The organism is Streptomyces sp. NPDC093801, assembly GCF_040701585.1.
Lineage (GTDB): Bacteria > Actinomycetota > Actinomycetes > Streptomycetales > Streptomycetaceae > Streptomyces.
Map to the genome: position 1 here is coordinate 214,623 of NZ_JBFBDP010000006.1, position 25,467 is coordinate 240,089.

General features: G+C 75.3%; 22 protein-coding genes. 12 read left to right on the forward strand and 10 right to left on the reverse strand.

Translation table 11 applies throughout. From position 1 onward, the window contains the following. Nucleotides 1–2 precede the first annotated feature (2 nt). Both AB0469_RS09040 and AB0469_RS09045 read right to left on the reverse strand, forming a co-directional pair. Nucleotides 3–548: a YcxB family protein gene (locus tag AB0469_RS09040; RefSeq protein ID WP_366450664.1), complete on the reverse strand. Its 546-nt coding sequence runs from the start codon at nucleotides 546–548 to the stop codon at nucleotides 3–5. A gap of 72 nt (nucleotides 549–620) precedes the next feature. Then, nucleotides 621–3,719 carry a serine hydrolase gene (locus tag AB0469_RS09045; RefSeq protein WP_366450665.1) on the reverse strand — a complete coding sequence of 1,033 codons (3,099 nt, stop codon included), beginning with the start codon at nucleotides 3,717–3,719 and terminating at the stop codon, nucleotides 621–623. Nucleotides 3,720–3,968: 249 nt separating this feature from the next. Here AB0469_RS09045 and AB0469_RS09050 point away from each other — a divergent pair, with 249 nt between their 5' ends. The 5 genes from AB0469_RS09050 to AB0469_RS09070 all read left to right on the forward strand — a co-directional run bounded on the left by AB0469_RS09050 (nucleotide 3,969) and on the right by AB0469_RS09070 (nucleotide 10,299). Next, on the forward strand, nucleotides 3,969–4,388 hold the full coding sequence (locus tag AB0469_RS09050; protein ID WP_366450666.1) for a GntR family transcriptional regulator: 420 nt from the start codon (nucleotides 3,969–3,971) through the stop codon (nucleotides 4,386–4,388). Beyond that, nucleotides 4,385–5,380 carry an ABC transporter ATP-binding protein gene (locus tag AB0469_RS09055; protein ID WP_366450667.1) on the forward strand — a complete coding sequence of 332 codons (996 nt, stop codon included), beginning with the start codon at nucleotides 4,385–4,387 and terminating at the stop codon, nucleotides 5,378–5,380. The genes AB0469_RS09050 and AB0469_RS09055 overlap by 4 nt, the downstream gene beginning before the upstream one ends. Beyond that, nucleotides 5,377–6,330 (forward strand): transporter, encoded by a 954-nt coding sequence (locus AB0469_RS09060; protein WP_366450668.1) that lies wholly within the window; start codon nucleotides 5,377–5,379, stop codon nucleotides 6,328–6,330. The genes AB0469_RS09055 and AB0469_RS09060 overlap by 4 nt, the downstream gene beginning before the upstream one ends. Before the next feature lie 77 nt (nucleotides 6,331–6,407). Continuing rightward, nucleotides 6,408–7,184: a class I SAM-dependent methyltransferase gene (locus AB0469_RS09065; RefSeq protein ID WP_366450669.1), complete on the forward strand. Its 777-nt coding sequence runs from the start codon at nucleotides 6,408–6,410 to the stop codon at nucleotides 7,182–7,184. Between the two features lie 202 nt (nucleotides 7,185–7,386). Continuing rightward, on the forward strand, nucleotides 7,387–10,299 hold the full coding sequence (locus tag AB0469_RS09070) for a TIM-barrel domain-containing protein (protein ID WP_366450670.1): 2,913 nt from the start codon (nucleotides 7,387–7,389) through the stop codon (nucleotides 10,297–10,299). Nucleotides 10,300–10,359: 60 nt separating this feature from the next. On the opposite strand, the gene AB0469_RS09075 is transcribed toward AB0469_RS09070, so the two are convergent. Both AB0469_RS09075 and AB0469_RS09080 read right to left on the reverse strand, forming a co-directional pair. Continuing rightward, a complete protein-coding gene (locus AB0469_RS09075) occupies nucleotides 10,360–11,943 on the reverse strand; it encodes an MFS transporter (protein ID WP_366450671.1) in 1,584 nt (527 codons plus the stop codon). Continuing rightward, the gene (locus AB0469_RS09080; protein ID WP_366450672.1) at nucleotides 11,940–12,554 is read right to left on the reverse strand and encodes a TetR/AcrR family transcriptional regulator; all 615 of its coding nucleotides are present in this window, start codon (nucleotides 12,552–12,554) and stop codon (nucleotides 11,940–11,942) included. Before AB0469_RS09080 ends, AB0469_RS09075 begins: the two co-directional genes overlap by 4 nt. Nucleotides 12,555–12,650: 96 nt before the next feature. Here AB0469_RS09080 and AB0469_RS09085 point away from each other — a divergent pair, with 96 nt between their 5' ends. From AB0469_RS09085 to AB0469_RS09095, 3 genes are all read left to right on the forward strand, one after another. Beyond that, a complete protein-coding gene (locus AB0469_RS09085; protein WP_366450673.1) occupies nucleotides 12,651–13,565 on the forward strand; it encodes an aldo/keto reductase in 915 nt (304 codons plus the stop codon). A 63-nt stretch (nucleotides 13,566–13,628) separates the two neighbouring features. Then, nucleotides 13,629–15,686, forward strand: coding sequence for a prolyl oligopeptidase family serine peptidase (locus AB0469_RS09090; protein WP_366450674.1), 2,058 nt, complete (start codon nucleotides 13,629–13,631; stop codon nucleotides 15,684–15,686). 101 nt (nucleotides 15,687–15,787) lie between these two features. Continuing rightward, nucleotides 15,788–16,987, forward strand: a complete 1,200-nt coding sequence (locus tag AB0469_RS09095) for a PP2C family protein-serine/threonine phosphatase (protein WP_366450675.1) — start codon at nucleotides 15,788–15,790, stop codon at nucleotides 16,985–16,987. Nucleotides 16,988–16,993: 6 nt separating this feature from the next. Here the strand turns inward: AB0469_RS09095 and AB0469_RS09100 are convergent, their stop codons facing one another. From AB0469_RS09100 to AB0469_RS09110, 3 genes are all read right to left on the reverse strand, one after another. Further along, nucleotides 16,994–19,102, reverse strand: coding sequence for a SpoIIE family protein phosphatase (locus tag AB0469_RS09100; RefSeq protein WP_366450676.1), 2,109 nt, complete (start codon nucleotides 19,100–19,102; stop codon nucleotides 16,994–16,996). Nucleotides 19,103–19,237: 135 nt separating this feature from the next. Beyond that, entirely contained in the window at nucleotides 19,238–19,738 is a 501-nt protein-coding gene (locus tag AB0469_RS09105) for a hypothetical protein (RefSeq protein ID WP_366450677.1), read from the reverse strand. Nucleotides 19,739–19,903: 165 nt separating this feature from the next. After that, entirely contained in the window at nucleotides 19,904–20,155 is a 252-nt protein-coding gene (locus AB0469_RS09110) for a hypothetical protein (RefSeq protein ID WP_366450678.1), read from the reverse strand. 154 nt (nucleotides 20,156–20,309) lie between these two features. Here AB0469_RS09110 and AB0469_RS09115 point away from each other — a divergent pair, with 154 nt between their 5' ends. Then, nucleotides 20,310–20,942 (forward strand): pyridoxamine 5'-phosphate oxidase family protein, encoded by a 633-nt coding sequence (locus AB0469_RS09115; RefSeq protein ID WP_366450679.1) that lies wholly within the window; start codon nucleotides 20,310–20,312, stop codon nucleotides 20,940–20,942. A gap of 52 nt (nucleotides 20,943–20,994) precedes the next feature. After that, nucleotides 20,995–21,741, forward strand: coding sequence for an SOS response-associated peptidase (locus AB0469_RS09120; RefSeq protein WP_366450680.1), 747 nt, complete (start codon nucleotides 20,995–20,997; stop codon nucleotides 21,739–21,741). A gap of 43 nt (nucleotides 21,742–21,784) precedes the next feature. On the opposite strand, the gene AB0469_RS09125 is transcribed toward AB0469_RS09120, so the two are convergent. Continuing rightward, nucleotides 21,785–22,402 (reverse strand): HAD family phosphatase, encoded by a 618-nt coding sequence (locus tag AB0469_RS09125; protein ID WP_366450681.1) that lies wholly within the window; start codon nucleotides 22,400–22,402, stop codon nucleotides 21,785–21,787. Between the two features lie 4 nt (nucleotides 22,403–22,406). Further along, complete coding sequence (locus tag AB0469_RS09130; protein WP_366450682.1) at nucleotides 22,407–23,162, reverse strand: DeoR/GlpR family DNA-binding transcription regulator; 756 nt, start codon at nucleotides 23,160–23,162, stop codon at nucleotides 22,407–22,409. Between the two features lie 72 nt (nucleotides 23,163–23,234). Between AB0469_RS09130 and AB0469_RS09135 the strand changes: the two genes are divergently transcribed. Further along, on the forward strand, nucleotides 23,235–24,449 hold the full coding sequence (locus tag AB0469_RS09135; RefSeq protein ID WP_366450683.1) for an MFS transporter: 1,215 nt from the start codon (nucleotides 23,235–23,237) through the stop codon (nucleotides 24,447–24,449). A 99-nt stretch (nucleotides 24,450–24,548) separates the two neighbouring features. Then, complete coding sequence (locus tag AB0469_RS09140; protein WP_366450684.1) at nucleotides 24,549–24,926, forward strand: hypothetical protein; 378 nt, start codon at nucleotides 24,549–24,551, stop codon at nucleotides 24,924–24,926. Nucleotides 24,927–25,018: 92 nt separating this feature from the next. Here the strand turns inward: AB0469_RS09140 and AB0469_RS09145 are convergent, their stop codons facing one another. Next, nucleotides 25,019–25,441 (reverse strand): GntR family transcriptional regulator, encoded by a 423-nt coding sequence (locus AB0469_RS09145; protein WP_366450685.1) that lies wholly within the window; start codon nucleotides 25,439–25,441, stop codon nucleotides 25,019–25,021. Nucleotides 25,442–25,467 lie beyond the last annotated feature (26 nt).

The following is a 25,467-nucleotide window of genomic DNA, read 5'->3' on the forward strand; positions in this document are numbered from 1 at the left end:
CCTCAGGCGCGCCGCAACCGCGAGTCGAGCAGGGCGCCGACCAGTTCGACCTGGCCCGGGGAGGTCATCAGCCGCTTGGGCAGGATGAAGAAGCAGGTCTTGAAGCCGCTCCTGCTCACCACGGCAAAGATGTCGGGCGTCTCGTGGTACCGCAGGAGCTGCTCCCAGGACACGCGCGCCTGCTCGGCCCCGGCGCGGAGGACCACGATGCCGCTGCCGTCGACGACGCACTCCTTCTCCTCCCGGGCCCCGTCGGCCTTGAGCGCACGGGAGAGGATCCGACGGGGCGCCAGCACGCCGAACACCGCCGCGTACACGGCGGCCACGGCCACGAGGCCGAAGTCCACCGAGCCGCCGTCGGGGGTGATGCGCACCCCCAGCAGCGGGATGACGAGCGCCCCGGCGGCGGCGGGCAGCCGCACGCGCCGGAACACCCCCGCCGCCTTGAGCGCTTCGCGGATCTCGCTCTTCTCCGGTCTGCCTCTGAAACGCAGGACTTCGCCCGTGGCGGGGACGTCCGGGCGCAGGTCTATCTCGTGATCGTCCACAGGTGCGGAGCATAGCGTTCCGCTACCGCGGACCGGCCCGCGCGGGTACACGGGCCGGATCTCGCTAGGGCGTCAGGAGAGACGGGTGACCCGGGTGCCGAACGAGGGCTCCGTGAGCTTCGCGCCCACCGCCACGGGGACGGTCTTCGCGCCCGGGCCGTCGCCCACGGTCAGCACGCCCACCTCCGCGCCCGCCTTGGCCTCGTGCGGAACGGGCTTCCCGCCGGCCGTGCCGAGCGCGAGCCGCAGCCGCTGGCCCGGGACGCCGATCACCGAGAGGTCCTTCGTCGCCACGAGCGGGGTCCGGCCGCCGAAGCCGTCGGAGACGTGGCCGACCGTCTGGCCCTTGTGGATCACGGGGGTGGCGGCGAGGGCCTTGCGGACGGCCGCGTTGATCGTGCGGGTGTTGTCGAGCACCAGGTCCAGACTGCGCAGGGCCTGCGGATCCGGTCCGTCCACGCGCTGTTCCATCAGCGCGCCGAGGATCAGCGGGGTCTCGTCGCCGATCTGCTTGTCCGCGGCCCACACCAGGGTGCCGCCGGCGGCGGTGCTGGATCCCGTCTTGATGCCCTTGTTACCCAGGCTCTTGTCCCCGAGCAGCTTGTTGCTGTTTTCGAGCTGCTCGACCACTCCCTTGATCGTCTTGGTCTTCGTCGCCACGACCGTGCGGAACATCTCGTCCTGCATCGCCGCCTCGGCGAGCTTGAGCTGGTCGACGGCGGTGCTGACGGTGGTGGCGTTCAGGCCGCTGGGATCGGTGTACGTGGTGTCCCGCATGCCGAGTTCCCGGGCGGCCGCGTTCATCTTCGCGACGAAGGCGGCCTCGCCGCCGCTTCCGCCGTCCCAACGGGCCAGCAGGCGGGCGATGTTGTTCGCGGACGGCAGCATCACCATCTCGAGCATTTCCCGCTGGCTGAAGTTCTGCCCGGCTTTGAGGTACCTGATCCGAGACTCGTCTTCGGAGGCGCTCTCGGCGGCCGCCTGCGCGTCGATCTCGATCTGGGGCCCCTGTTCGTCCTTGCGCAGCGGGTGGTTCTTGAGGATGACGTACGCCGTCATCGCCTTCGCCACGCTGGCCGTCGGCGTCGGCTTCTGCTCGCCGAAGGTGGCGACGTCGCCGGAGCCCATGATGCGGACGGCGCCCTGGCCCTTGGCCGGCCAGGGGATGGACAGCGTGCCGTCCAGGGTGAGCGAGTCCTGTGCGACGACGAGCTGAGGGGCCGGCAGCGGGCGCAGCATCTGGCCCCCTGCGACGGCGGCGCCGAGCAGCAGCACGATCGGTGTCCACACCTTGGCGCGGCGCGTGAGGGTGCGGCGCGGGGTCTCCGGCGGGGGAGCGGTGTTGGTGAGCTCGGCGAGCAGGTCCAGGGGCGGGCGCGGGCTCTCGCGGGTGGGTTCGAGGACCGGCGGTGCGGGGGTGCGGGCCGGGGCGGGCGTGGGCTTCGGCCCGACGGCATCGGGGTCCTTGAGCGCGACGAACTCGCTGGTGCGCTCGGGGTCGTGAGGCGGCGCCGCTGCCGTTGCCGCGCGGGTGGTCTTGGCGGCGCCCTTCGGCTCCCGCCGGGCGCGCGTCGCGTCGGCGGTCGGCTTCCGGCCGCCGGTACCGGCCCCCGGCCGGCCGGACGCCGCAGGCGCGTCCGCCCCGGCCGTGGCAGCCGGGAGGGGGACCTCGGCCGTCGGCTGGTCCCCGGACCCCGCGTCCGTCCCGTCCTCCTCGGGCTCCTCCCCGGAAGCGGGTGCGCCGGACGGACCGGCGTCGTCCGGGGCCTGCTCGGCGGCCGTGGCCGCGTCCTCACCCTGCGGCTCGTCGCCGCTCTTCGCCCAGGAGGGGCGCCGCTCGGCCGCGTCCCCGCCGGCGGCAGCCGGCTTGGTTCCGGCCGTGCCGGTGGCGGCGGTCGACCCACCCTCGCCGGAACGATTCTGCGCGGCGTCGCCGTCCGCGGGCCGTCCCCAGGGGGACGTGCGGGGGTCGGCGGCGATGCGGGCCGGCGTCCCGCCGGCCTCGGGACGGTCGTCCCGCTGCGCCCAGGAGGGCCGGCGCGCGGGCGCGGCGCCCGCGCCGGCGGCAGGGGAGGTGGGGGCGTCCGGCTGCCCGGCGTCGGCCCGGCCGGCCCGCCGCGGGCCCGGGGCGTCGCCGGGGTCCGTGCCCCGCCGACCGTCCTCGGCGGGGCTCTTCCCGCCGTGGGCGTCGGGCCGCACGGTGGCGGAGTCGTCCTCTGCGGCGGCGCCCGCGCCCGCGGTGGCGTTCCCGGGGCCGCCGGCCCGGGCGGTACGGGGTGCCGGCGCCGCGTCGGAGGCATCCGCGCCGGTGGCATCCGCGCCGGCGGGTTCCGGCTCGTCCGGAGTTTCCTGGCGGGAGGTGCCGTCCTGCGTGCGACGGAGGCCGTCCTCGGCCGGGGCGCGCCCGTCGGCCACGTCCCGGCCGGGGGCGTCGGCCCGGTCGGCGTCCCCCTCGGCGGGGGAGGGGGCCCCGGCGGGGTCCGCGCCGGCGGGTTCGGGCGCGCGGGGGGCTCCGCCGTCGCGCGGGCCCGTCTCCGCGGCGGTGTGCGCCCCGGCGGAGGCGTCCGCGTCGCCCGGCTCCGACCCGGCCGGGGTTTCGGGGTCGCGGGTGTCGGCCCGGGTGGGCCCGTCGGCCTCCGCCCGGGTGTGCGTCCGGGCCCGGTCCGCGGCGGGTGCTTCACGGTCGGCCCGGCCCCGAGTGGAGGTGCCGGCCGGGCCCGGCCGGGTGGAGGTCTCCCCCGGGGCCGAGTCGGTGGCTTCCGGGTCGCCCGGGGTGCCGGACCGGGCGGCCCGGGGGTCCTGCGCCGCGTCCGCGGGCCGGGGCTCGCCCGGGGCGTGCCCGCCGAGGGCGTCGGTGCGCGTCGAGCCGGGCTCGGCCCGTGGGGTGCGGTCCTTGCCGGAGGCGGTGTCGGAGCCCGGGGCGTCCCGGGGCTTCCGTGCGGCGGCCGTGTCCTCGTCCGGGCCGGCGGTCGACGCCGCGGGCTTCCGGTCGCCGCCGGTGGCGGTCCGCTCCCCCTCGGAACCGGTGTCCGGCCCCGCTTCCGCTCCCGCCGGCTCCCGCCCGTCGGTGTCGGCCCGTTCGCGCCCGGCCAGGGCAGCGGCCCGTTCGCGCCCGGTCAGGGCGAGGGTGTCGCCCGATCCGTCGCCGTCCGCCACCGTTTCCGCCTTCATCCACGCCCACCTTGCTGTTCGCACCCGGCTCCGCCGGTCTCGCCGTCACGTCGGCGCGGGCGCCACCGGCCCGCTGATCATCTAGATGGCCGACCCGGCCGCCGCGTTCCGTGCCCGGCGGGCTGTGACCGTTCGGTCATACTCCGCAGCCGTCCGCCACCGCCGTCCGCCGTCACCGGGTTTGACGATCACTCATATCCTCTGCACTATTCCACTAACACGTTAGTGGAATAGTGCAGGAAGGGGAACATGGAGTTCCGCGTGGACCGGCGCAGCGGCGTCGCCACCTATCTGCAACTCGTCAACCAGGTCAAACAGGCCCTGCGCCTCGGCGTGCTGGAGCCGGGCGACCGCCTGCCGACGGCCCGCGAGGTGGTCGCGGCCACCGCGATCAACCCCAACACCGTCCTCAAGGCGTACCGGGAACTGGAGCGCGAGGGCCTCGTCGAACCCCGCCCCGGCGCGGGCACGTTCGTGCGGCGCTCGCTCTCCCACCCCCAGACGGCGGCGGACTCGCCGCTGCGCACCGCGCTCGCCGACTGGATGGTCCGGGCCCGCGGGGCCGGCCTGGGCCGCGAGGACATCACGGCGCTCATCGCGGCCGTCGTGGACGAAAGCTTCAACCCCTCCGGGCCCGGGCCCGGACCGTCGAGAGAGGACACGGCGTGAGCGATCCCCAGCACGCCCCGGACCACCTACCGGGAGCGACGCCCGCGTCCGCCCCCGCCCTGCGCGCGGCCGGACTCGGGCGGGAGTTCCCCGGCCGGCGGGCCCTGAAGGCCTGCGACGTCGAGCTGCCCCCGGGCCGGGTCACCGCGCTGGTCGGCCCCAACGGCGCCGGCAAGAGCACCCTGCTCCAGCTCGCGGCCGGCCTGCTCCGCCCCACCAGTGGGTACCTGCGGGTCTTCGGCCACGCCCCCGGCACCGCCGAGGCACGCCGCCGCACCGCCTTCCTCGCCCAGGAGAAACCGCTCCACGCCCGCTTCACCGTCGCCGAGACCCTCCGCCTCGGCCGTGAGCTCAACCCCGGACGGTGGGACGCGGCCGCCGCCGAACGCCTCGTGCGCAGTGGGGACGTCCCCCTCACCGCGCGGATCGGCTCGCTCTCCGGCGGCAGCCGCACCCGGGTGGCCCTGGCCCTGGTCCTCGGCAAGCGCGCCGACCTGCTGCTCCTCGACGAGCCGCTCGCCGACCTCGACCCGCTCGCCCGTCACGAGGTCATGGGCCTGCTGATGGCCGAGGCGGCCGAGCGCGGTACGGGCATCGTGATGTCCACGCACGTGCTCGCCGAGCTGGAGGACGTCTGCGACCACGTCGTGCTCCTCAAGGGCGGGGCCGTCCGGCTGGCCGGCGACGTCCAGGAGCTGTGCGAGACGCACACCCGGCTCACCGGCCGCGCCGACCCGATGGAGCGCGACGGCCTGCCCCGCGCGTTCGACCGGAGCGCCGTCGTGCACTGCGCCGTCGGCGGCCGGCAGGTCACCGTCCTCGTCCGCAACGCCCCCGCCGGCCCGGCCCCCGCCTCCGGAGGTGCTGCGGTGCCCGCGGGCGCCGACGGGCACTGGATCGCCGAAACCCCCTCCCTGGAAACCCTGTTGCTCGCACACCTGCGCACCCCGAAGTCCGAGGCCGACGCCCCCGCGAAGGAGGCCGCCGCATGAAGGGCGTGATCTGGCTGGCCTGGCGCCAGCAGCGGACGGTGATCCTCACCGGCGCCGCCCTGCTGGCGGCCGTCACGGCCTGGGTCGCCTACCGGCGCTCCGAGATGACGAGGCTGATCGACCAGTACGGCTGGACGCCCTGCCCGGGCTGGAACGGCGGCTGCGAGAGCCTCGCCACCTTCCAGATCCTGGAGGGGAACACCACCGCGATCCGCGTCCTGGGCACCGCCGGCCTCCTCCTGCCCGCCCTCATCGGCGTGTTCTGGGGAGCCCCGCTCATCGGCCGCGAACTGGAGACCGGCACCTTCGAACTGGCCCTGACCCAGGGCGTCGGCCCCCGCCGCTGGTTCGCGGCGCGCTTCGGCCTCGCCGCGCTGTGCGCCGCGCTCGCCTCGGTGGTCGTCGCCGCCCTCGTCGCCTGGTGGTGGCTGCCCATCGCCAACACCCTCGACGGCCTGTACTGGCACGACGCCCCCGTCTACAACGCCACCGGCCCGGCCCCCGTCGCCTGCGCGCTGTTCGGCCTCGCCGCCGGGACCCTGGCGGGCCTGCTGATCCCCCGGGTGCTGCCCGCCATGGGCGCGGCGCTCGCGGCCATCGGCACGGCCATGGTGTTCACGACGTACTTCCGCCGGAGCTGGATCGACCCGGAGACCCGGATCACCCCCGGCACCACCCCCAAGCGGCCGATCGGCAGCGGCTGGTCCACGGGCCGGTTCGGCTACCTCACGCCCGACGGCCGCGAGCACTCCATCGACACCGTCTGCCAGGCCTCCGGCGAGGAACTCCGCCGCTGCATGGCGGAGCACGGATTCGTCGCCCGCTACCACAAGGTCTACCCCAGCGGCGACTTCTGGGCCTTCCAGTGGATCGACTCCGCGCTCTACCTCGGGGCCGCCGCCGCACTCGTGGCCCTGACCCTGCTCGTCCTGCGCCGCCGCACCGCCTGACCGCCGGACGGACCGCACCCCGCACACCCCACGAGCCGCACGCACCGTACGGCCGAGCACCCCAGGGGGGAACCCTCATGGCCACCAAGAAGAACCTCACCGCCGACCGCGCCAGCCTCGGCCACAAGGTCCGCTACGCACTGGGCAACCCGACCCGCATCGCCCCGTACGTACGCCGCGCCGCCCGCGACGGCTGGCTGCGCTTCAAGCACCCCGACCACGTCGGCTACTACCGCGCCGTCATGGCCTCCGACACCGGCCGCGACCCGGAGGCCGCCGTCGGCAGCCGGACGCACGACCGCTGGCTGGCCCTGGGCAAGATGCAGTTCGACTACCTCGCGGGCCACGGCCTCGCCCCGCGCCACCGCATGCTCGACATCGGCTGCGGCAACCTCCGCGCGGGCTGGCGGTTCATCGAACACCTCGACGCGGGCCACTACTACGGCATCGACATCTCGCCGGACATCCTCATAGCGGCCAAGCGGACCCTGGCCGGGCGGGGGCTCCAGGACAAGCTGCCCTACCTCACGATCACCCAGGACCTCACCCTGGACTTCCTGCCCGACCGGCACTTCGACGTGGTCCACGCGCACAGCGTGTTCTCCCACTCGCCGATCGGGATCATCGACGAGTGCCTCGCCCACGTGGAGCGGGTGCTCGCGCCCGGCGGCTGGTTCGACTTCACCTTCGACCGCACCGAGGGCGCCGAACACCAGGTGCTGCGGGAGGACTTCTACTACCGCACCCAGACCCTCGTCGACCTCGCGGCCCGGCACGGGCTGAAGGCCCGGTTCATGGACGACTGGGAGACCCTCGGCCACGGCCAGTCCAAGATCCGCGTCACCGCCGGCTGACCGGCCGCGGGCGATGCCCTGTCCGGGGGAGGGGCAAACGCCGATTCCCGGACAGGGCGCCCGCCGCACCGGAACTGCTCGAAGCTGCGTGCACGCGCATCATTTCGAGCAATTTCCTTCACCAACTCCGCCGGGGTCGCTATCTTTCCGGGTGCATGCCAAAGCGGTTGTCCGCCTTCCGGACCGCACGAGGAGCTGCCCCATGAGTCAGACGCCTCCGCCGAGCACGACGAGACCGACCACGAGGCACGAGCGCCCCCGCACCCGGCACCACCCCCCGCACCCCCGGACCCCGAGCCGCAGCCGCCTCGCGGCCCTCCTCGCCGCAACCCTCGCCGTCGCGGGCCTCGCGGCCGCCAGCCCGGCCACCGCCCGGGCGGCCGCCGCCCCGGCGGCCCCGTCCGCCACCGCCGGCTCGGCCACCTCCCTGTCCCAGTCGGGCGGCACCTTCACCGTGACCACCACCAGCGGCGCCAAGGCCCGGGTGACCGTCGCCCGCGCCGACATCTTCCGGCTCCGGCTCTCGCCGGACGGCTCCTTCACCGACGACCCGGCGGGCTCCGACCTCGCCCCCACCACCGACTTCGGCCCGGTGGCCGCCCGGTACGCGGACGCGGGCACGTACTACCGGATCACCACCGGATCCCTCTCCATCCGGGTCAACAAGTCGCCCCTGATGTTCTCCGTCTACCGCGCGGACGACTCCACCCTCCTCTGGCAGGAGACCCAGCCCACGAAATGGGGCGGCGGCAAGACCACGCAGACCCTGGCCCGCGGCGCCGACGAGCAGTTCTACGGCACCGGCCTGCGCCTGGGCGAATGGGCGCTGCGGGGGAAGACCGTGCCCGTGGCCGTCGACAACAGGTGGCGGGAGAACGACAACGCGAGCCCCGCCCCCTTCTACATGTCCACCAACGACTACGGCGTCATGCGCAACACCTGGGCCCCCGGCTCGTACGCCTTCGGCGCCCCCACCACCCTCACCCACGACGAGAACCGCTTCGACGCCTGGTACTTCACGGGCGACTCCCTCAAGTCCGTCCTCGACGCGTACACCGACGTCAGCGGCAAACCCTTCCTGGCGCCGATGTGGGGCATGGAACTCGGCAACGCCGACTGCTTCAACGCCTCCAACCCCGCCTACCAGGGCGACCACGACCGCCTGCGCCACCAGACCACCCCGGACGTGGTCGGCTACGCCGCCGACGCCCGCGCCGCCGACATGCCCTCGGGCTGGTTCCTGCCCAACGACGGCTACGGCTGCGGCTACACCGCGCCCCTGAAGTCCACGGTCGACGCCCTCAAGGCGAAGGGCTTCCAGACCGGCCTGTGGACCTCCACGGGCCTCGGCTCCATCGCCGACGAGGTGGGCACGGCCGGCACGCGCGGGGTCAAGACCGACGTGGCCTGGATCGGCGGCGGCTACAAGACCGCCTTCCAGGGCGTCCAGCAGGCCGTCGACGGCATCGAGAAGAACTCCGACGCCCGCCGCTACGTCTGGACCGTCGACGGCTGGGCCGGCACCCAGCGCAACGCCGTCGTCTGGACCGGGGACACCTACGGCACCTGGGACGACATGCGCTGGCACGTCCCCGCCATCGCCGGAGCCGGCCTCTCCGGCCTCAACTACGCCTCCGGGGACGTCGACGGAATCTTCGGCGGCAGCCCCAAGACGTACGCCCGCGACCTCCAGTGGAAGGCCTTCACCCCCGCCTTCATGACCATGTCGGGGTGGGGCGCCGTCAACCCGTCGGCCGGCTACCAGGACAAGCAGCCCTGGCGCTTCGCCGAACCGTACCTCTCCATCAACCGCAAGTACCTCCAGCTCAGGATGCGGCTGATGCCGTACCTGTACACGATGAGCCGCGTCGCCCACGACACCGGCGTCCCCAGCACGCGCGCCATGGTCCTGGAGTACCCCGACGACCCGGTGGCCCGGGGGAACCTCACCAGCGGCCAGTTCATGGCCGGGGACTCCTTCCTCGTCGCGCCCGTCGTCTCCGACACCTCCGTCCGCGACGGCATCTACCTGCCCGCCGGCACCTGGACGGACTACTGGACGGGCGCGACGTACGCCGGGCCCGGCTGGCTCAACGGCTACCGGGCCCCCCTCGACACCCTGCCCCTGTTCGTCAAGGGCGGTGCCGTCGTGCCGATGTGGCCGCAGATGAACTACACGGGGGAGAAGCCCCTCTCCACCCTCACCTACGACATCCACCCGCGCGGCACGTCCTCCTTCAGCCTCTACGAGGACGACGGCCGCACCCGCGCCTACGCCTCCGGCGCCTACGCCCGCCAGCGCGTCGACGTCACCGCCCCGGCGAGCGGCTCCGGCACGGTCACCGTCTCCGTCGGCGCCCCCGCCGGCGGTTACGCCGGACAGCAGGCCGCCCGCGGCTACGAGCTCACCCTCCACGTGGCCACCGCGCCCACCGCCCTCACCGCGGACGGCGCCGCCCTGACCCGCCTGGCGGGCAAGGCCGCCTACGACGCGGCGACCACCGGCTGGTTCTTCGACCCGGCCGACCGGGGCGGCACCCTCTGGATCAAGACCGGCCAGAAGACGTCCGCCTTCACCGTCACGGCCACCGGCACCACGCTCCCCGCCGCCGACCCGGTCCCGGCCGGCTCGTCCCCCATCTCCCCGTCCGCCTGGACCCTGGTCTCCGCCGACAGCCAGGAAACGGCCGCCGAGAACGGCGCCGCGGTCAACGCCTTCGACGGCGACCCCGCCACCCTCTGGCACACCGCCTGGTCCTCCAACAAGCCGGCCGCCCTGCCGCACGAGATCCGGATCGACCTCGGCGCCCGCTACACCGTCGACGGCCTCGGCTACCTGCCCCGCCAGGACGGCGGCGTCAACGGCCGGATCGGCGGCTACGAGGTCTACGTCTCCGACACCGCCGGCGACTGGGGCACCCCGGCCGCCACCGGCACCTTCGCCGACACCGCCGCCGCCAAAACCGTCCCCCTCGCCCCCCGCACGGGCCGCTACCTGCGGCTACGGGCCCTGACCGAGGCGGGCGGCCGCGGCCCCTGGACCAGCGCCGCGGAGATCACCCTCACCGGCCGCCCCGCACCACCCCTCCCCGCCCGTCCGGCCCCCGCCCCCTGACCCCACCGCCCCCGGCCCGGCCCCCGTGCCGGGCCGGGGCACGCTCCGCGGAGCCGTGCCCTACCCGCCCTCCGTTCCCGTGCGCTCCGCCCCGGGCGGCACCCCGCCCCGGAGCCGGCCCGCCCGGCCCACCCGGACACCCCGCACACCGCCCGTTCCCGTGCGCTCCGCCCCGGGCGGCACCCCGCTCCGGAGCCGGGCCCCGACCCGGGCACCCCGCACACCCCCTGTTCCCGTGCGCTCCGCCCCGGGTGGCACCCCGCGCCGCCCCCGGAGCCGGGCCGCCCGGCCCATCCGGGCACCGCCCGGCCCGGGCGACGGAACGCCCCGCCGCGCCCCGTCCGCCCGACCCGGCAGCAGCCACGCCGCCGCCAGGCCCAGCGCCGCCAGTGCCGCCAGCACCCCCAAGGGCCGGCCGGCCTGCGCGGACCTGGCCGCCCCGGCGCCCGCAGCGACCGCGACCCCCAGCGTCGGCCCCACGTTCATCGCCGTCTGCTTCAGCCCGCCCACCACACCCGCGTACCCCGGCGGCGCATCGCCCACCACGGTGCCGGTGGCCGTCACCATCACCGCCGCGAAACCCGCCCCGAGCACCCCGAAGGCCGCCCCGCCGCCCGCGTCCAGACCCGCGATGCCGAGCACCACCAGGCCCGTCCCGGTGAGCGCCGTCCGCCGGGCCCCGTACCGGCGCAGCGCCTTCACGGCCACCGGGGCCCCGGCGACCATCAGCGCGGTCAGCGGCAGCACCCGCACCCCCGTCTCCAGCGGCCCGAGCCCCTTCACGTCCTGGAGCAGGAACGTCGCGGTGAACAGTGCCCCGAACATCCCGGCGGAGACCGCGAGCAGCAGCGCCATCGAGGCGGTCACCGCCCGCGACCGGGCCACCGCCGCCGGCACCAGTGGCTGCCGCGCCCGCCGCTCGCCCCGCACGAACACCACCCCGAGCCCCGCCGCCACCCCGAACCCCAGCAGCGTCCGCGGCGCCGTCCACCCCCGGGCCGGTACGCCGGCCAGCGCGTACACCGCCACCGCCAGTGCGGCCGCGAGCAGCGCGGGACCGGCGATGCCCAGCCGTGCGGGCCCCGACCGCTCGGGCGGGGGGACCCGTACGGCCGACGCGAGCGCGGCGATGACCGCGGCGGCCGGGACGTTCAGCACGAACACCATCCGCCAGCCCAGCTGCGCCACCAGCACCCCGCCCAGCAGCGGCCCCGCCGCCGCGGCCACCCCGATGGCCGCGGTCCGCACCGCCACCGCCCGTGCCAGCAGCTCCGGTGGATGCGTCAGCCGCAGCAGGGCGAGGGTGGCGGGCTGCAACAGCGCCCCGAACAGCCCCTGGACGGCGCGCAGGCCGATCACCCAGCCGACCCCGGGCGCCAGCGCGATGCCCGCCGAGGCAGCGGCGAAGCCGAGTACGCCGACGAGCAGCAGCCGGGTGTGCCCGTACCGGTCCCCGAGGCGCCCGGCGACGACCAGGAAGGCGGCGACGGCGAGGAGGTAGGCGGTGCTGGTCCACTGCACCTCGGCCACGCCCACGCCGAGCTCCCGGCGCAGCGAGGGCTGCACCACCGCCAGCACCGTGCCGTCCAGGGCGACGAGCATGGCCCCGGCGACGCTCGCCGCCAGCGCGAGCCGCCGCCTCACTGCGGCCCCTCGGGGAGATGGGCGTCGAGGGCCGCCCCCACCAGGCGCTCGACGTCCACCGGGCCGGGACCGTCCCCCAGGGCCAGCGGCAGACTGCCCCAGGCCCACAGCTGCGCGACCCCGTGCAGGTTGGCCCACAGGGCGGCGGCCGTGATCGCGGGCTCCGCGGCGCCGCACCGGGAGACGAGCGCCGTCAGCAGGTCGAACAGGGGCCGCGTCGACTCCCGCAGCCGGGGTCCGGCCGCCGCCGCTTCCCGGCCGGTGCCGTCCAGCAGGTCGTGGCGGAACATCAGCTCGAACATGCCGCGCCGCTCCAGCGCGTAGCCCGTGTACGCCAGCCCCAGGGCCCGGACCTGCTCCCGAGGATGCGACAAGGGCGCGAGGGCGAGGACGAACCGGGCGGCGAGGTCCTCGAACCCGCGCCGGGCGATGGCCGACAGCAGGGACTGGTGCGTGGGGAAGTACCGCCGCGGCGCGCCGTGCGAGACCCCGGCCCGCCGGGCGATCTCCCGCAGCCCGAGCGCACCGGTCCCCTCGGCCAGCACCAGCTCCACCCCGACGTCGACGAGCCTCGCGCGCAGCGGGGCCCCCGACTCCTCAGACGACTCCATGGCCCGTGTCTACCAGCCGGTAGTAGACACTGTCTACCCGTCCCTGTTCCGCGAAATCGCTGGTGCGCGGACCGGCGAGCAGGAGATCATCCCCGGATGACCACAGAAACGATCACCGCGGCCGCCTCGGGCACCTGGACCCTGGGGGACATGACGGTCCACCGCATCGGCTTCGGGGCGATGCGCATACCCCAGGACGGCCCCGCCCTCCAGGCCGACTCCGTGCCCGGTGACCGCGCGCGGGCGACGGCGGTGCTGCGCCGCGCCCTCGAACTCGGCGTCAACCACATCGACACCGCCGCCTTCTACTTCTCCCCGCTGCGCTCCGCCAACGAGCTGATCAACAGCGCGCTGGGCGGCCGCTACCCCGACGACCTGGTCATCGCCACCAAGGTCGGCCCCCGCCGTGACGCCTCCGGGGAGTGGGCCGAACACGCCCGCACCCCGCGCGAGCTGCGCGGCCAGGTCGAGGAGAACCTCCGCCAGCTCGGCCGCGACCACCTCGACCTGGTCAACCTGCGCGTCGTCGGCACCGACTCCGTCGCCGAGCGCTTCGGCGCGCTCGCCGAACTCCGCGACGCCGGGCTCATCCGCCACCTCGGCGTCTCCAACGTCACCCCCGAGCAGCTCGCGCAGGCCCGGGCCGTCGCCCCGGTCGTCTGCGTGCAGAACGGATACGGCATCGGCACAGGGGTCGGGCAGGACGCGTTCGTCCGCTTCTGCGGCGAGCAGGGCATCGCCTTCGTGCCCTTCTACTCGATCGCCGCCGCCGGCGGCGAACACGGCGCCGGCCCCGAGGAGAGCGAGGAGCTGGCGGCCGTCGCCCGGGCCCACGGGGCGAGTACCGCACAGGTCCGCCTCGCCTGGACCCTGCACCGCGGCCCCCACGTCCTGGCCATCCCCGGCACCGGCAACCCCCGCCACCTCGACGACAACGTGGCCGCGGGCGCCCTGCGCCTGACCGAGGACGACCTGGCCCGCCTGGACGCCCTCCACCACGCGCAGGCCTGAACCCTCCCCGGGAAGGGCGGGCGGCGGGCCGTCCTCCCCGGCGGCGTCCGGCACAATCGGCGGATGAGTGATGAAGCCCCCCACCACCCCGCGCCCGGATCCCCCGACGACCCCTACCTGTGGCTGGAGGACGTGACCGGCGAGGCCGCCCTGTCCTGGGTGCGGGAGCGCAACGCGGAGACGGTCGCCGCACTGACCGCCGATCCCGCGTTCAAGGTCCTGGAGCGCGAGGTGCGCGAGGTCCTCGACGACGACGGCCGGATCCCCTACGTCGTCCGGCGCGGCCCCCACCTCTACAACTTCTGGCAGGACGCCGACCGCCTGCGCGGCATCTGGCGCCGCACCGGCCTGGAGGAGTACCGCACCGACCACCCGGCCTGGGAGACCGTCCTCGACCTGGACGCGCTCGCCGCGGCCGAGGGCGAGAAGTGGGCCTGGGCCGGCAGCAGCGTCCTGGCCCCCGGCCACCGCCACGCCCTCGTCATGCTCTCGCGGGACGGCGCCGACGCCTGCGTGGTGCGCGAGTTCGACCTGGAGACGCTGGAGTTCGTCGAGGACGGCTTCACCGTCGAGGAGGCCAAGACCCGGGTCGGGTGGATCGACCGCGACCACCTCTGGATCGGCACCGACTTCGGCCCCGGCACCCTGTCCTCCTCCGGCTACCCCCTCCAGGTCCGCCGCTGGCGCCGCGGCACCCCCCTGCACGAGGCCGAGCTCGTCTACGAGGGCCGCCCCACGGACCTCTCCGCCTCCGGCTGGCGCGACCACACCCCGGGCTTCGAACGGGACTTCGCCGTCCGCAGCGTCGACTTCTGGAACCAGGAGCTGTTCCTCCTCCCCGAGGAGGCCTCCGCCCCGCCGGAGAAGATCGACGTACCGGACGACGCCGTCACCGACGTCCACCGCGAGTGGCTCCTGGTCAACCCCCGTTCGCCGTGGCTGGGCCACCCCGCCGGCAGCCTCCTCGCCTTCGGCTTCGACGCCTACCGGGCGGGTGACAGGAGCCCGCAGGTCCTGTTCACCCCCGACGAGCGCACCGCACTCGCCGGCCACAGCTGGACGCGCAACCACCTCATCCTGCGCACCCGCGCCGACGTCTCCTCCCGCCTGGAACTCCTCACCCCCGGACCCGACGGCTGGACCCGGGCGCCCCTGGGCGGCGTACCGCCCCTGTCGACGGCCACCGTGACCTGCACCGACCCGGACGAGAGCGACGAGTACCTCCTCGACGTCACCGGCTACCTCCAGCCCTCCACCCTCTACCGCGGCGAGGCCGGGACCGCCGGCGGCGAGGTCCTCAAGCAGGCCCCCGCCCTCTTCGACACCGCCGGCCTCACCGTGAGCCGGTACTTCGCCACCTCGCCCGACGGCACCCGCGTGCCCTACTTCGTCATCGGCCCCGAGGACCGCCCCGGCCCCGGCCCCGCCCTGCTCTACGGGTACGGCGGCTTCGAGATCTCGATGGTCCCCCACTACAGCGCCGTCACCGGCCGCGCCTGGCTCGCGCGCGGCGGCACGTACGTCGTCGCCGGGATCCGGGGCGGGTGCGAGTACGGGCCCGCCTGGCACCAGGCCGCCCTCGGCGCGAACCGGGTCCGGGCCTACGAGGACTTCGCCGCCGTCGCCCGCGACCTCACCGCCCGGGGCATCACCACCCCCGCCCAGCTCGGCATCGAGGGCGGCAGCAACGGCGGCCTCCTCATGGGCGCCATGCTCACCCGTGAGCCCGGGCTCTTCGGCGCGGTCGTCGCCCACGTCCCCCTGCTCGACATGCTCCGCTTCCACAAGCTCCTCGCCGGGGCCAGCTGGACGGCCGAGTACGGCGACCCCGACGACCCCGCGGACCGGCCCCACCTCGAAGCCCTCTCCCCCTACCACCGGATCCGCACCGACGGCCCCCCGTACCCGCCGCTGCTCCTGCTCACCTCCACCCGCGACGACCGCGTCCACCCCGGGCACGCCCGCAAGATGGCCGCCCGGCTGCGGGAGGCGGGGCACCCCGTCCTCTTCCACGAACACCTCGGCGGCGGCCACTCCGGAGCCACCGACCACCAGCAGACCGCCTTCAACGAGGCACTCGTGCACACCTTCCTCCGGGAGCGCCTGACCCCGCCGAGGTGACCGACCGGCGCGCTGCCCCGCCCGCCGCGCCCGGCCTGGTGGAATGGACCCGGCCGACGGCCCGCACCGGGCCGCCGGCCGGCGACGGGAGCGGAGGACACGTGTCGGAACGCGACGGCCACCCCGCCGGCCGGGCCCCGTACCGGGCGCCGTCGCCGGCCGAGACGCTGGAGGCGATCGGCACGGGCGACGACGAGGCAGCCACCTGCCGGGAGCTGGCCGCACACCTCCTGGGCACCCTGTGCGACGCGGCCGCCGTCGACCTGACCGCCGGGGGCCGCACCCGGCGCGTCGCCGCGGCCGGAGACGTCCGCCTGCTCCGGGCCCCCGTACCGGTGCCGTCCGGACGGCCCGCCGTCCGCGCGGTCGACGAGGGCCACCCCCTGCGCAGCTGGACCCTCGGCCCGCACGCCGCCCCGGTGCACGGCCTCTGCGCGGCGCTGGCCCGGCACGGCACCTCGTACGGGACCCTCCTCGCGGTGCGCGCCGGCGCCGCCTTCACCGACCACGAGGCCGCCGCCGTGCACTTCGCGGCGCGCGTCGCGGCCGTGCACCTGCGCCACGCCCGCCGGCTCGCCGCCACCGAGCGCATCGCGCTCGACCTCCAGAGGGCCCTCGTCGCCGACCCCGGCCGGCCCCACCCGAACCTGCTGATCGCCGGCCGCTACCTGCCGGTCGGCACGAGCGCCCTGGTCGGCGGCGACTGGTTCGAGACCGTCCGGCTGCACTTCGGGCGGACCCTGCTGGTGGTTGGCGACGTGATGGGCCACGGCCTGGAGGCCGCCGTTGATATGAACGCCTACCGCTCCACGCTGCGCGAGGTGGCCGCCACCGAGCTCGCCCCGCACCGGGTACTGCGCCAGCTCGACACCCTCGTCGCCGACGACGCGGCCCGCCGCCCCGCCACCTGCCTGCTCGCCCGCGTCGACCCGGCGCGCGGCACCGCCCTCTTCGCGAGCGCCGGCCACCTGCCGCCCGCGGTGTTCTCCGCCGACGGCACCGGCCGGCTGCTGGACGTACCGGTCGGCCCCCCGCTGGGCACGGGCCTGGGCGGGTACGAGTCCGTGGCGCACCCCTTCACGGAGGAGGAGACGCTGGTCCTCTACACCGACGGGCTGGTCGAGCGGCGCGGCGAGGACATCGACGCCTCCCTGGCCCGGCTGACGGCCCTGCGCCTGCCGGCCTGCGCCGGGGCGGCGGAGGCGGCGGACGCGGTCGTGGCGGGCCTCGACGCCCGCCACGCCGAGGACGACGTCGCCGTCCTCGCGGCCCGCATCCGCGTCCGGGCGGCGCACCCGTGAGGCGCCCTACGCGTGGGCGCGGGCGATGAGGAGGGCGACGTCGTCGTGCGTGTCGGGGCGGCGCAGGGCGGACAGCAGGAGGTCGCAGGTCTCCTCGATCGGGCGGTGCGGGCCCGCCAGGAGGTCGGTCAGGGTCAGCAGCCGGGTGTCGATGTCCTGGTCGCGGGTCTCGACCAGCCCGTCGGTGTAGAGGACCAGCTCGTCGCCCTCCTCCAGGGTGAAGGCGCTGGTGTGGAAGGGGATCCCGCCGACGCCCAGGGGCACGGCCGTCGTCAGCTGGAGCAGCCTCGGATGGCGCCCGCTGCGCAGGTGCACGGGCGGCAGGTGGCCGGCCGTGGCGATGTGGCACAGCCGGGAGTGCGGGTCGTAGACGGCGTAGACGCAGGTGGCCATGGCCTCGCCGAGGTCGGCGGTCGCGGCGTCGAGGTGGGTGAGGACCGTCGCCGGATCGAGGCCGAGACGGCCCAGTGCCCGGGCCGTGGCGCGCAGCTGCCCCATGGTCGCGGCGGCGTTGATGCCGCTGCCCATCACGTCGCCGACGACCAGCGCGGTCCGGTCGCCGGTGAGCGGGATGACGTCGAACCAGTCGCCGCCGGTCTCGTCGGCCGCCCAGGCAGGCTGGTAGCGGTAGGCGATGTCCAGTCCGGGGGCGTCCGGCGGGTGCTGCGGCAGCAGGTGGCGCTGGAGGGCGAGGGCGGCGTGGCGCTGGCGCTGGTACCAGCGGGCGTTGTCGATGGACACCGCCGCGTGGGCGGCCAGTTCGGAGGCGAGCAGGACGTCGTCCTGGCCGAACGGCGCGGGGTTGCGGGCGCGCTTGAGGTCGAGGGTGCCCAGCACCTGGCTGCGGGCGATCAGCGGGACGGCGAGGTACGAGTGGACCCCCGCCTCGCCCAGCAGCCGGGCGGCCTCCTCGTCGCGGGCGATCCGCGGCAGGTCCTCCGGCGTGACGTGCGGTACGAGGACGGGCCGGGCGGTCCGGGCGCAGCGGGTCACCAGCCGGTCGGTGCGGTACAGCGACACGTCCCCGACGGGGTCGGCGGCGTCCTCGGCGGGGGTGCGGTAGCCCGCCTTCACCGCCAGCGCCCGGAAGCGTACGGCCCCCTCGTCCGGTCCGTCGCCCGGCCGGCCGCCGGTCAGCACGGTGTCGAGGACGTCGACGGCGGCGATGTCGGCGATCTCGGGGACGGCGACGTCGGCCAGCTCCCGGGCGGTGATGTCCAGGTCGAGGGTGGTGCCGATGCGCACCGAGGCGTCCGCGATCAGCGACAGCCGGCGCCGGGCGTGGGCGGCGGAGACGGCGGCCCGGTGCTGCTCGGTGACGTCCACGACCGACACGGCGACGCCGATCACCCGGGAGGACTGGTCCTCCAGCCGGTAGATCGACACCAGCCAGGCGCGCTCGCCCGCGTCCTCGGAGATCCGGCCGGTGGTGAAGTTGTCCAGGACCGGCACGCCGGTCTCCATGACCTCGTGCATCCGGGCCTCGACCGCGGGCGCGTCCAGGAAGGGCAGTATGTCGCCGATCCGCTGGCCGATGTGCCGTTCGGACGGCACCCCGTTGATCCGCTCCAGGGCCGGGTTGACCAGGACGTAGCGCAGGTCGACGTCGAGCACGGCCAGCCCGATGGGGGACTGGTCGACCATCCGCAGGGAGAGCGCCAGGTCGCGCTCGACCCGGCGCAGGGTGGCCTGCTCGGAGGCGAGCCCGAGCGCGTACGTCCCGCCGTGGTCGGCCTGGAGCCGCATGTTGCGGAACTCGACGACGACCGTGTGCCCGTCGCGGTGCCGTATCGGGAAGGACCCGGCCCAGGCGCCCTCGCCCGCCATCACCCGCGCGAACAGGCCGAGGACCTCGTCGCGGTCGTCCTCCTCCACCAGCAGCGTCGCCGCGAACCGGCCCAGCGCCTCCTCGGCCGGGTAGCCGAACAGGGTGGCGGCCTGCGGGCTCCACAGGCGGATGCGGCCCTCGTCGTCCAGCACCACCGCGGCCACTCCGAGGACGTCCAGGAGGCCGCCCGCCGAGGGGGTCCCGGCCGGCGGGGACGGAGCCGGCCCGGCGGCAGGGGGCTCCACCCCGGGGCCGTCGGCCGGCGGGGCGGGCTGCGCATCGGCCATCACCGGCCTCCTCACCCGGACGGAGCTCCTTCCATGCTGGGCCCCCGCATCCGGCCCGGCGACCCGGCGGGGGCCATCGGGGCCGCCGGTGGGGGCCGGGGCACCGCCGCGCCGTGCGGTGTCCCGGCCGGCCGGTCAGTGGAAGAGCATGGAGGCGCCCCCGGCCGCCGTGGTGACGGAGCCCGGGCACAGGAAGCTGCCCGAGACCTTGGTGGCGGTGAAGGCGCGGTTGACGTACTTCCTGGTGGTCCCGTCGCGGTCCCAGACGAGGTTCGAGGCCTTGTAGCGGCAGGAGACGAAGCTCTGCTGCCCGGTGATGTCGATCAGGTCCGTCCGGGCGGTGGCGGCCGCGTCGTCGAACGTGAAGGCCGGGTTGTTGTTGAGGGTGGCGGTGATCCCGCCGTTGCAGGCGAGGTTTCCGCCGGGCTTGTTGATGCTGGTGCGGTCGACGGTGAGGGCGCTGGGGGGATTGGCGCTGGTACGGGCGTCGGTCCAGGTGCAGGTGTTGCCCGAGACCACGATGACGCCGTCGGCCTGCTGGCCGGCGGCGGGGCCCAGGGCGGCGGCGCTGGTCACACTGCCGACGGTGGCCGCGAGGGCCAGGGCCGCTACGGCGAGTTTCGCGCGGTGCATCATGTCGCTCCTCCGTGACACGTCCTTGTGGGGGTGTGGTGCGAGGGCGGTACCGAGTGCGCCAGGGAGCGTCCCACAGGGTCCTCGAGAAGTCATGAGTGATGTCATGCCCGTGTCAAGCATGGCCGGAATGCGGCGGTCCCCGGGTGCCGGGCCGCGGCGCGGGGGTCAGGGGACGTCGGAGTCCGGGGGTTCGGCCTCGTAGGCGTGCGGGGCGTCGCCCTGCCACTCGATCAGGTGCGGTGCGCCGCCCAGGACCACCTCGTCGGGGTCCGGCACCTCGGCGCGGCGCAGGAACTCGATGACGTCGGGGTCCGAGTGCGCGACGCCCAGGACCGACTCGCGGCCCCCGGCGCGCAGGCTCACCCGGCGGCCTCCCGACGGGGAGACGCGGTGGACGACGATCGGCGCGTGCTCCACCCCTCCACCCTGGATCCGGCCCGGGGCGACCGCATCCCGACGCGCGGCCGTCCGGTGGGACGCCCCGAGGAGTGATCATGGGATAGTCGGAGTGCCGCGCCGGTCGTCCGGCGCGCAGAGCCGGCCGTGCGGTCCGACCAGGGGGAGACAGGCAGTGGGGACGACGGGAGCCGTGGAGATCACCTCCGAGGCCGAACTGAGGGAACTGCTCGGCCCGGTGGAGCCGGTGGCCGCCGCGAAGGCGCGGCCGGCCCTGCACGAGCACCACCGGCAGTGGATCGCCCGGTCCCCGCTCTGCCTGATCGGGACCTCGGCCGCCGACGGCAGCTGCGACGTCTCCCCGAAGGGGGACCCGCCCGGCTTCGCCAAGGTCCTCGACGACACCACCCTCGTGATCCCGGACCGCCCCGGCAACCGCCGCGCCGACAGCTACCGCAACGTCCTGGCCAACCCGCGGGTCGGCCTGCTCTTCCTGGTCCCCGGCCGGGGCGACACCCTCCGTGTCAACGGCCGCGCCCGGCTGCTGCGCGACGCGCCGTTCTTCGACACGATGACGGTCAAGGGCCACCGGCCCTCGATCGCCCTCCTCGTGGAGACCGAGGAGATCTACTTCCACTGCTCCCGGGCCTTCCTGCGCTCCGGGCTGTGGCGGACGGAGACCTGGGACCCCGACGCCGCGCCCTCCCGGGCGAGGATCTCCAAGAGCCTGGAGAAGACCGACCGGCCGCTGGAGGAACTGGAGCGCTACTACGGCCCCCAGTACGCCCGGAACGACCTGTACGCCTGACACCGGCCCCGGGCCCGTGCCCGCGGGCGGGGCCGCGTGGCAGGCTGGAGCCATGTGCGGCCGCTACGTCTCCACCCGCAGCCCCGAAGACCTGACGGGCCTCTTCGGTGCCACCCCGCCCGGCCCGGACCTGGTCCTCCCGCCGAGCTGGAACGTCGCCCCCACGGACCCGGTCTGGGCCGTACTGGAGCGCGCCGACCGCGAGAGCGGGCTCGTGGAGCGGCGGCTGCGGCCCCTGCGCTGGGGGCTGGTGCCCTCCTGGTCGAAGACCGCGGACGGCGGCGCCAGGATGATCAATGCCCGGGTCGAGACGGTGGGGGAGAAGCCGGCCTACCGCCGCGCCTTCGCCAAACGCCGCTGCCTGCTGCCCGCCGACGGCTTCTACGAGTGGGAGGCCGTCCCCGCCACCGCGACCGCGAAGGCCTACAAGCAGCCGTACTTCATCAGCCCGCAGGACGGCGCGGTGATGGCCATGGCGGGCCTGTACGAGTTCTGGCGCGACCCCTCCGTCGCCGACCCGGACGACCCGGCCGCCTGGTGGGCGACCTGCACCGTCCTCACCACCGAGGCCACCGACGCCGCCGGCCGCGTCCACCTCCGCATGCCGCTGGCCCTCGCCCCGGCCCACTACGACGCCTGGCTGGACCCCGCGCACGAGGACCCGGCCTCCCTGCGCGCCCTCCTCACCACCCCGGCCGACGGCCTCCTGGAGGCCCGCGCGGTCACCACGGCGGTCAACAGCGTCCGCAACAACGGCCCCCGCCTCCTCAGTGACGCCCCCGCCCCACCGGGCGCGTAGCCGTTCCGCCCGCCCGGTGGGCGCCGGGTGGGTGCCGGGTGGGTCAGGACGGGCCGAGTGCCCCGCGCAGGGCGGCCGCCGAGGTGAAGACGTGGCCGTGCAGGCCGAGGGCGCGGGCGGCGCGGACGTTCTCCTCGCGGTCGTCGACGAACAGGACGGCGTCCCCCGCGACGCCGAGCGCGCGCAGGCACCACGCGTAGGCGGCCGGATCGGGCTTGGCGTGGCCGATGCGGCAGGACAGGGCGCGCACCCGGAAGTGCGCGAGCCAGGGGTGGTGGCGCTCGTAGTGGGCGGCCAGCTCTTCCGGGATGTTCGACAGCAGGGCGACCGTGCGCCCGGACGCGGCCAGCTCCCCGATCAGTTCCACCATCTCCTCGTCCACCGCGCTCCAGCTCGCGACGTCGGCCTCGACGAGCGCGGCCGTGCGGGCCGCGTCGAAGCGGGTGCCGAGGGCGTCGGCGACCAGGCCCCAGTAGCCGGGGCCGGTCACCCGCCCGGCGTCGTAGGGCGGCCGCAGGGACCAGTAGGCCTCCCAGAACGGCGCCTCGGGCACGGCGGCCGTCTCGACGAGCCGGGCCTTCCCCGCCGGGGACTGCACCCGGGCGATGACGCCGAAGAGGTCGAAGAGCAGGGTCCCGGGGGTCACGTCCGTCGCGCTCATCCCGTCACACCTTCCGTACGGTCACGCCGGCCGCCGCCAGCGCGTCGGTCGCGTCCTGCGGGGCCGCCTCGTCGGTGACGACGGCGTGCAGCGCGGAGGCCGGCAGGACATGGGCGAGGGCGGTGCGCGAGAGCTTCTGCGACTCGGTGACCGCGATGACCCGGCGGGCCGAGGCGACCGCCGCCCGCTTGACGGCGGCGTCGGCCAGGTCGTAGGCGGTGAGCCCGTCGGCCGCCGTCAGGCCGCAGCAGCCGATGACCGCCGTGTCGAAGCGCAGCGCCGCCAGGGAGGCCTCCGTGAGCGGACCGGTCAGGGCCAGCTCGCCGCGGCGCGGCGCCCCGCCGGGCAGCAGCAGCGTCAGGCGGGGCGCGTCGGCCAGGGCGTTGGCGGCGTGCAGCGACAGCGGCATGACCGTCATCCTGCGCGGGTGCAGCGCGCGGGCCACCTCCAGGCAGGTGGTCCCGCTGTCCAGGACGACCGACTCCCCGTCCGCCAGCAGGGCGGCGACCTCGGCGGCGAGGCGCCGCTTCACCTCCAGGCCGTCGCGGGCGCGCAGCGGGAAGGGGGTTTCCTCGCCGCGCAGCAGCAGGCTGCGGGCCCCGCCGCGGTAGCGCTCCAGCACCCCCTGTTCGGCCAGGGCCTCCAGGTCGCGCCGGATCGTCATCTCGGAGGCGCCGGTGAGCTCCGCGAGCTCGGCGACGCTACGGCTGCCACGGGCGCGCACGGCGTCGGTGATCTGCCTCAGGCGGTCTGCACTCATCCCTCGATTGAACATTCGGTGTGTTTGAAAAGCAAGTTTCGAACATGCCTGATGTTTGTTATGTTCGAAACCATGGAGATCGGGAACGTCGTGAAGGCCGTGCCGACGGCCGCCGCACTCAGGAGGGCGCGGGGGGCCACCGCCGCCTGCTTCGCCCTCAACGGATTCGTCATGGGGATGTGGATCGTCCACATCCCCGCAGTGGAACGGCGCACCGGCGTCGGACACGCCCTGCTGGGCTGGCTCCTTCTGCTCCTCGGTGCCGGTGCCTTCGCCGGGATGCGGCTCGCGGGCCCGCTCACCGACCGCTTCGGCGCCCGCCTGGTCGTCCCCGCCGGTGCGGGACTGTGCAGCGCCGCGGTGGTCCTGCCCGCCCTGGCCGCCGACGCCCCGGCGCTGGGCGGGGCCCTGCTGCTGCTCGGATTCGGCAACGGCTGCCTGGACGTCGCTATGAACACCCACGCCGTCCAGGTCGAACGCGGCTACGGGCGGCCCGTCATGTCCGCCTTCCACGCCGTGTTCTCCGTCGGCGGCGTGCTCGCCGCCCTGGCCGGGGCCCTCGCGCTCGGCGCCGGCCTGCCCACCGCCGCCACCCTGGGCGCCACCGCCCTCGCCGGACTCCTCGTCGCGCTCCTCCTCGCCCCCGCCCTCCTGTCGAAGGAACCCGCGCCCGGCCCCGCGCCCGCCGCCCGGACCCGTCGCCGTACGCCGCCGCGCATCCGGACGCTCGCCGTTCTGGCCTTCCTCCTGATGCTCTGCGAGGGCGTCGCCAACGACTGGAGCGTGCTCCACCTGAGGGACTCCTTCGACGCTCCCCCCGCCACCGCCGCGCTCGCCTACGGGGCCTTCGCCACCGCCATGACCGCCGGCCGCCTCCTCGCCGACCGCATCGCCGCCCGGACCGGCCCGGTCGCCGTCCTGCGCCGCGGCGCCGCTCTCGCCGGGAGCGGGCTGGCCCTGGCCGTCGCCGCGCCCGCCGTCCCCGTGGCCCTCGCCGGCTGGACCCTCTTCGGGGCCGGCCTCTCCGGCTGTGTCCCGCAGCTGTTCAGCGCCGCCGGCCACGCCGACCCGGACGCCGCCGGAACCAACGTCTCCCGCGTCGCGGGACTCGGCTACCTCGGCATGCTCGCGGGCCCGGCCGTCATCGGTCCGCTCACCCGCCTCGTCCCGCTCGGCCCGACCCTCCTGCTGCCCGTGGCCTGCTGCGCCTTCGCCGCCCTGGCCGCGCCCGCCCTCCGTCCGGTCCCCACCCCGAACTCCTGTATGTCAGGCAATAGTTCGACTTGAGAGTTGTTTCAACGAAAGTCGGACAATCATGTGGCCGGTATGGGAGGGTGCTGCACGCGGCGGCGCACCATCGAGCGCAGCCGTCACTGGGGAGGTCACATGCGTGGATCACTGCTGCGTAAGTCCCGGTCCGTCCTGGCGGGCTCGCTCATGGCGCTGGGGATCGTCGGCCTCGGCGCCGCACCGGCCAGCGCGTGGTCGGGCGGGAACGTCTGGGTCAACTTCGGCAGCTGGAACTGTCCGGCCGGCGGGTCGGTCGTCGGCGTCTACTGGGCCGTCGACACCTATTCGAGCGGGCCGGCCGGCGGGGACTGGGGCGACAACGTCATCTACCCGCGCGTGCGCGTGGGTTCGGGCGCGTTCAACACCCTGAGCTACCAGACGATGTGCAAGAAGTGGGGCTGGTACACCTACCGCGGCGTGGTGTCCCAGCGCACCCTGACCCCGTACAAGTCGGGCCTGAGCTACACCTACTGACGCGGGGCCCCGAGGCCGGCGGCGGCGTCCCCTGTCCGAGGAGGGGGCGCCGCCGTCCTGCCGTCCGGGGGGGGGCAGGGGCCGGGGGCGGGTCATCCCGGAGGCGGGGCGGCGGCTGCGGGGGGAGGCTCGGCGGTCGGGTAGTTCTCGCCGAGCACGGTGTCGAACAGGGTGCTCACGTCGCGGGCGGTCAGGCCCTGTTCGCGCGCCTCCCGCATCCACTCCCCGAGCCGGGTCCGCAGCGGGGACTCCGGTGCGGTCTGCGGGCTGGCGAGGGAGCGGGTGATGAACGTGCCCGAACCCTGGCGCACCTCGACCAGGCCGGAGCGCTCCAGCTCCCGGTAGGCCTTGAGGGTGGTGTTGGGGTTGACCTTCGTGGTGGCGGCGACCTGCGCCGCGGTGGGCAGCTTGTCCCCTTCGGCCAGCGCCCCCATGCGCAGCGCCTGCTCCACCTGCCGGACGATCTGGAGGTAGGCGGGCAGGCCGCTGCGGCGCTCGATGCGAAACACGACCACGGTGCCGCCTCCTTGATCATCGGGGG

Bases quoted from the DNA above. Each gene is read 5' to 3' on its own strand.
- AB0469_RS09060 (WP_366450668.1), top strand. From the start codon at position 5,377: ATGAAGGGCGTGATCTGGCTGGCCTGGCGCCAGCAGCGGACGGTGATC.
- AB0469_RS09045 (WP_366450665.1), bottom strand. From the start codon at position 3,719: ATGAAGGCGGAAACGGTGGCGGACGGCGACGGATCGGGCGACACCCTC.
- AB0469_RS09120 (WP_366450680.1), top strand. From the start codon at position 20,995: ATGTGCGGCCGCTACGTCTCCACCCGCAGCCCCGAAGACCTGACGGGC.
- AB0469_RS09050 (WP_366450666.1), top strand. From the start codon at position 3,969: ATGGAGTTCCGCGTGGACCGGCGCAGCGGCGTCGCCACCTATCTGCAA.
- AB0469_RS09105 (WP_366450677.1), bottom strand. From the start codon at position 19,738: ATGATGCACCGCGCGAAACTCGCCGTAGCGGCCCTGGCCCTCGCGGCC.
- AB0469_RS09085 (WP_366450673.1), top strand. From the start codon at position 12,651: ATGACCACAGAAACGATCACCGCGGCCGCCTCGGGCACCTGGACCCTG.
- AB0469_RS09090 (WP_366450674.1), top strand. From the start codon at position 13,629: ATGAGTGATGAAGCCCCCCACCACCCCGCGCCCGGATCCCCCGACGAC.
- AB0469_RS09100 (WP_366450676.1), bottom strand. From the start codon at position 19,102: ATGGCCGATGCGCAGCCCGCCCCGCCGGCCGACGGCCCCGGGGTGGAG.
- AB0469_RS09135 (WP_366450683.1), top strand. From the start codon at position 23,235: ATGGAGATCGGGAACGTCGTGAAGGCCGTGCCGACGGCCGCCGCACTC.
- AB0469_RS09065 (WP_366450669.1), top strand. From the start codon at position 6,408: ATGGCCACCAAGAAGAACCTCACCGCCGACCGCGCCAGCCTCGGCCAC.
- AB0469_RS09130 (WP_366450682.1), bottom strand. From the start codon at position 23,162: ATGAGTGCAGACCGCCTGAGGCAGATCACCGACGCCGTGCGCGCCCGT.
- AB0469_RS09140 (WP_366450684.1), top strand. From the start codon at position 24,549: ATGCGTGGATCACTGCTGCGTAAGTCCCGGTCCGTCCTGGCGGGCTCG.
- AB0469_RS09070 (WP_366450670.1), top strand. From the start codon at position 7,387: ATGAGTCAGACGCCTCCGCCGAGCACGACGAGACCGACCACGAGGCAC.
- AB0469_RS09080 (WP_366450672.1), bottom strand. From the start codon at position 12,554: ATGGAGTCGTCTGAGGAGTCGGGGGCCCCGCTGCGCGCGAGGCTCGTC.
- AB0469_RS09125 (WP_366450681.1), bottom strand. From the start codon at position 22,402: ATGAGCGCGACGGACGTGACCCCCGGGACCCTGCTCTTCGACCTCTTC.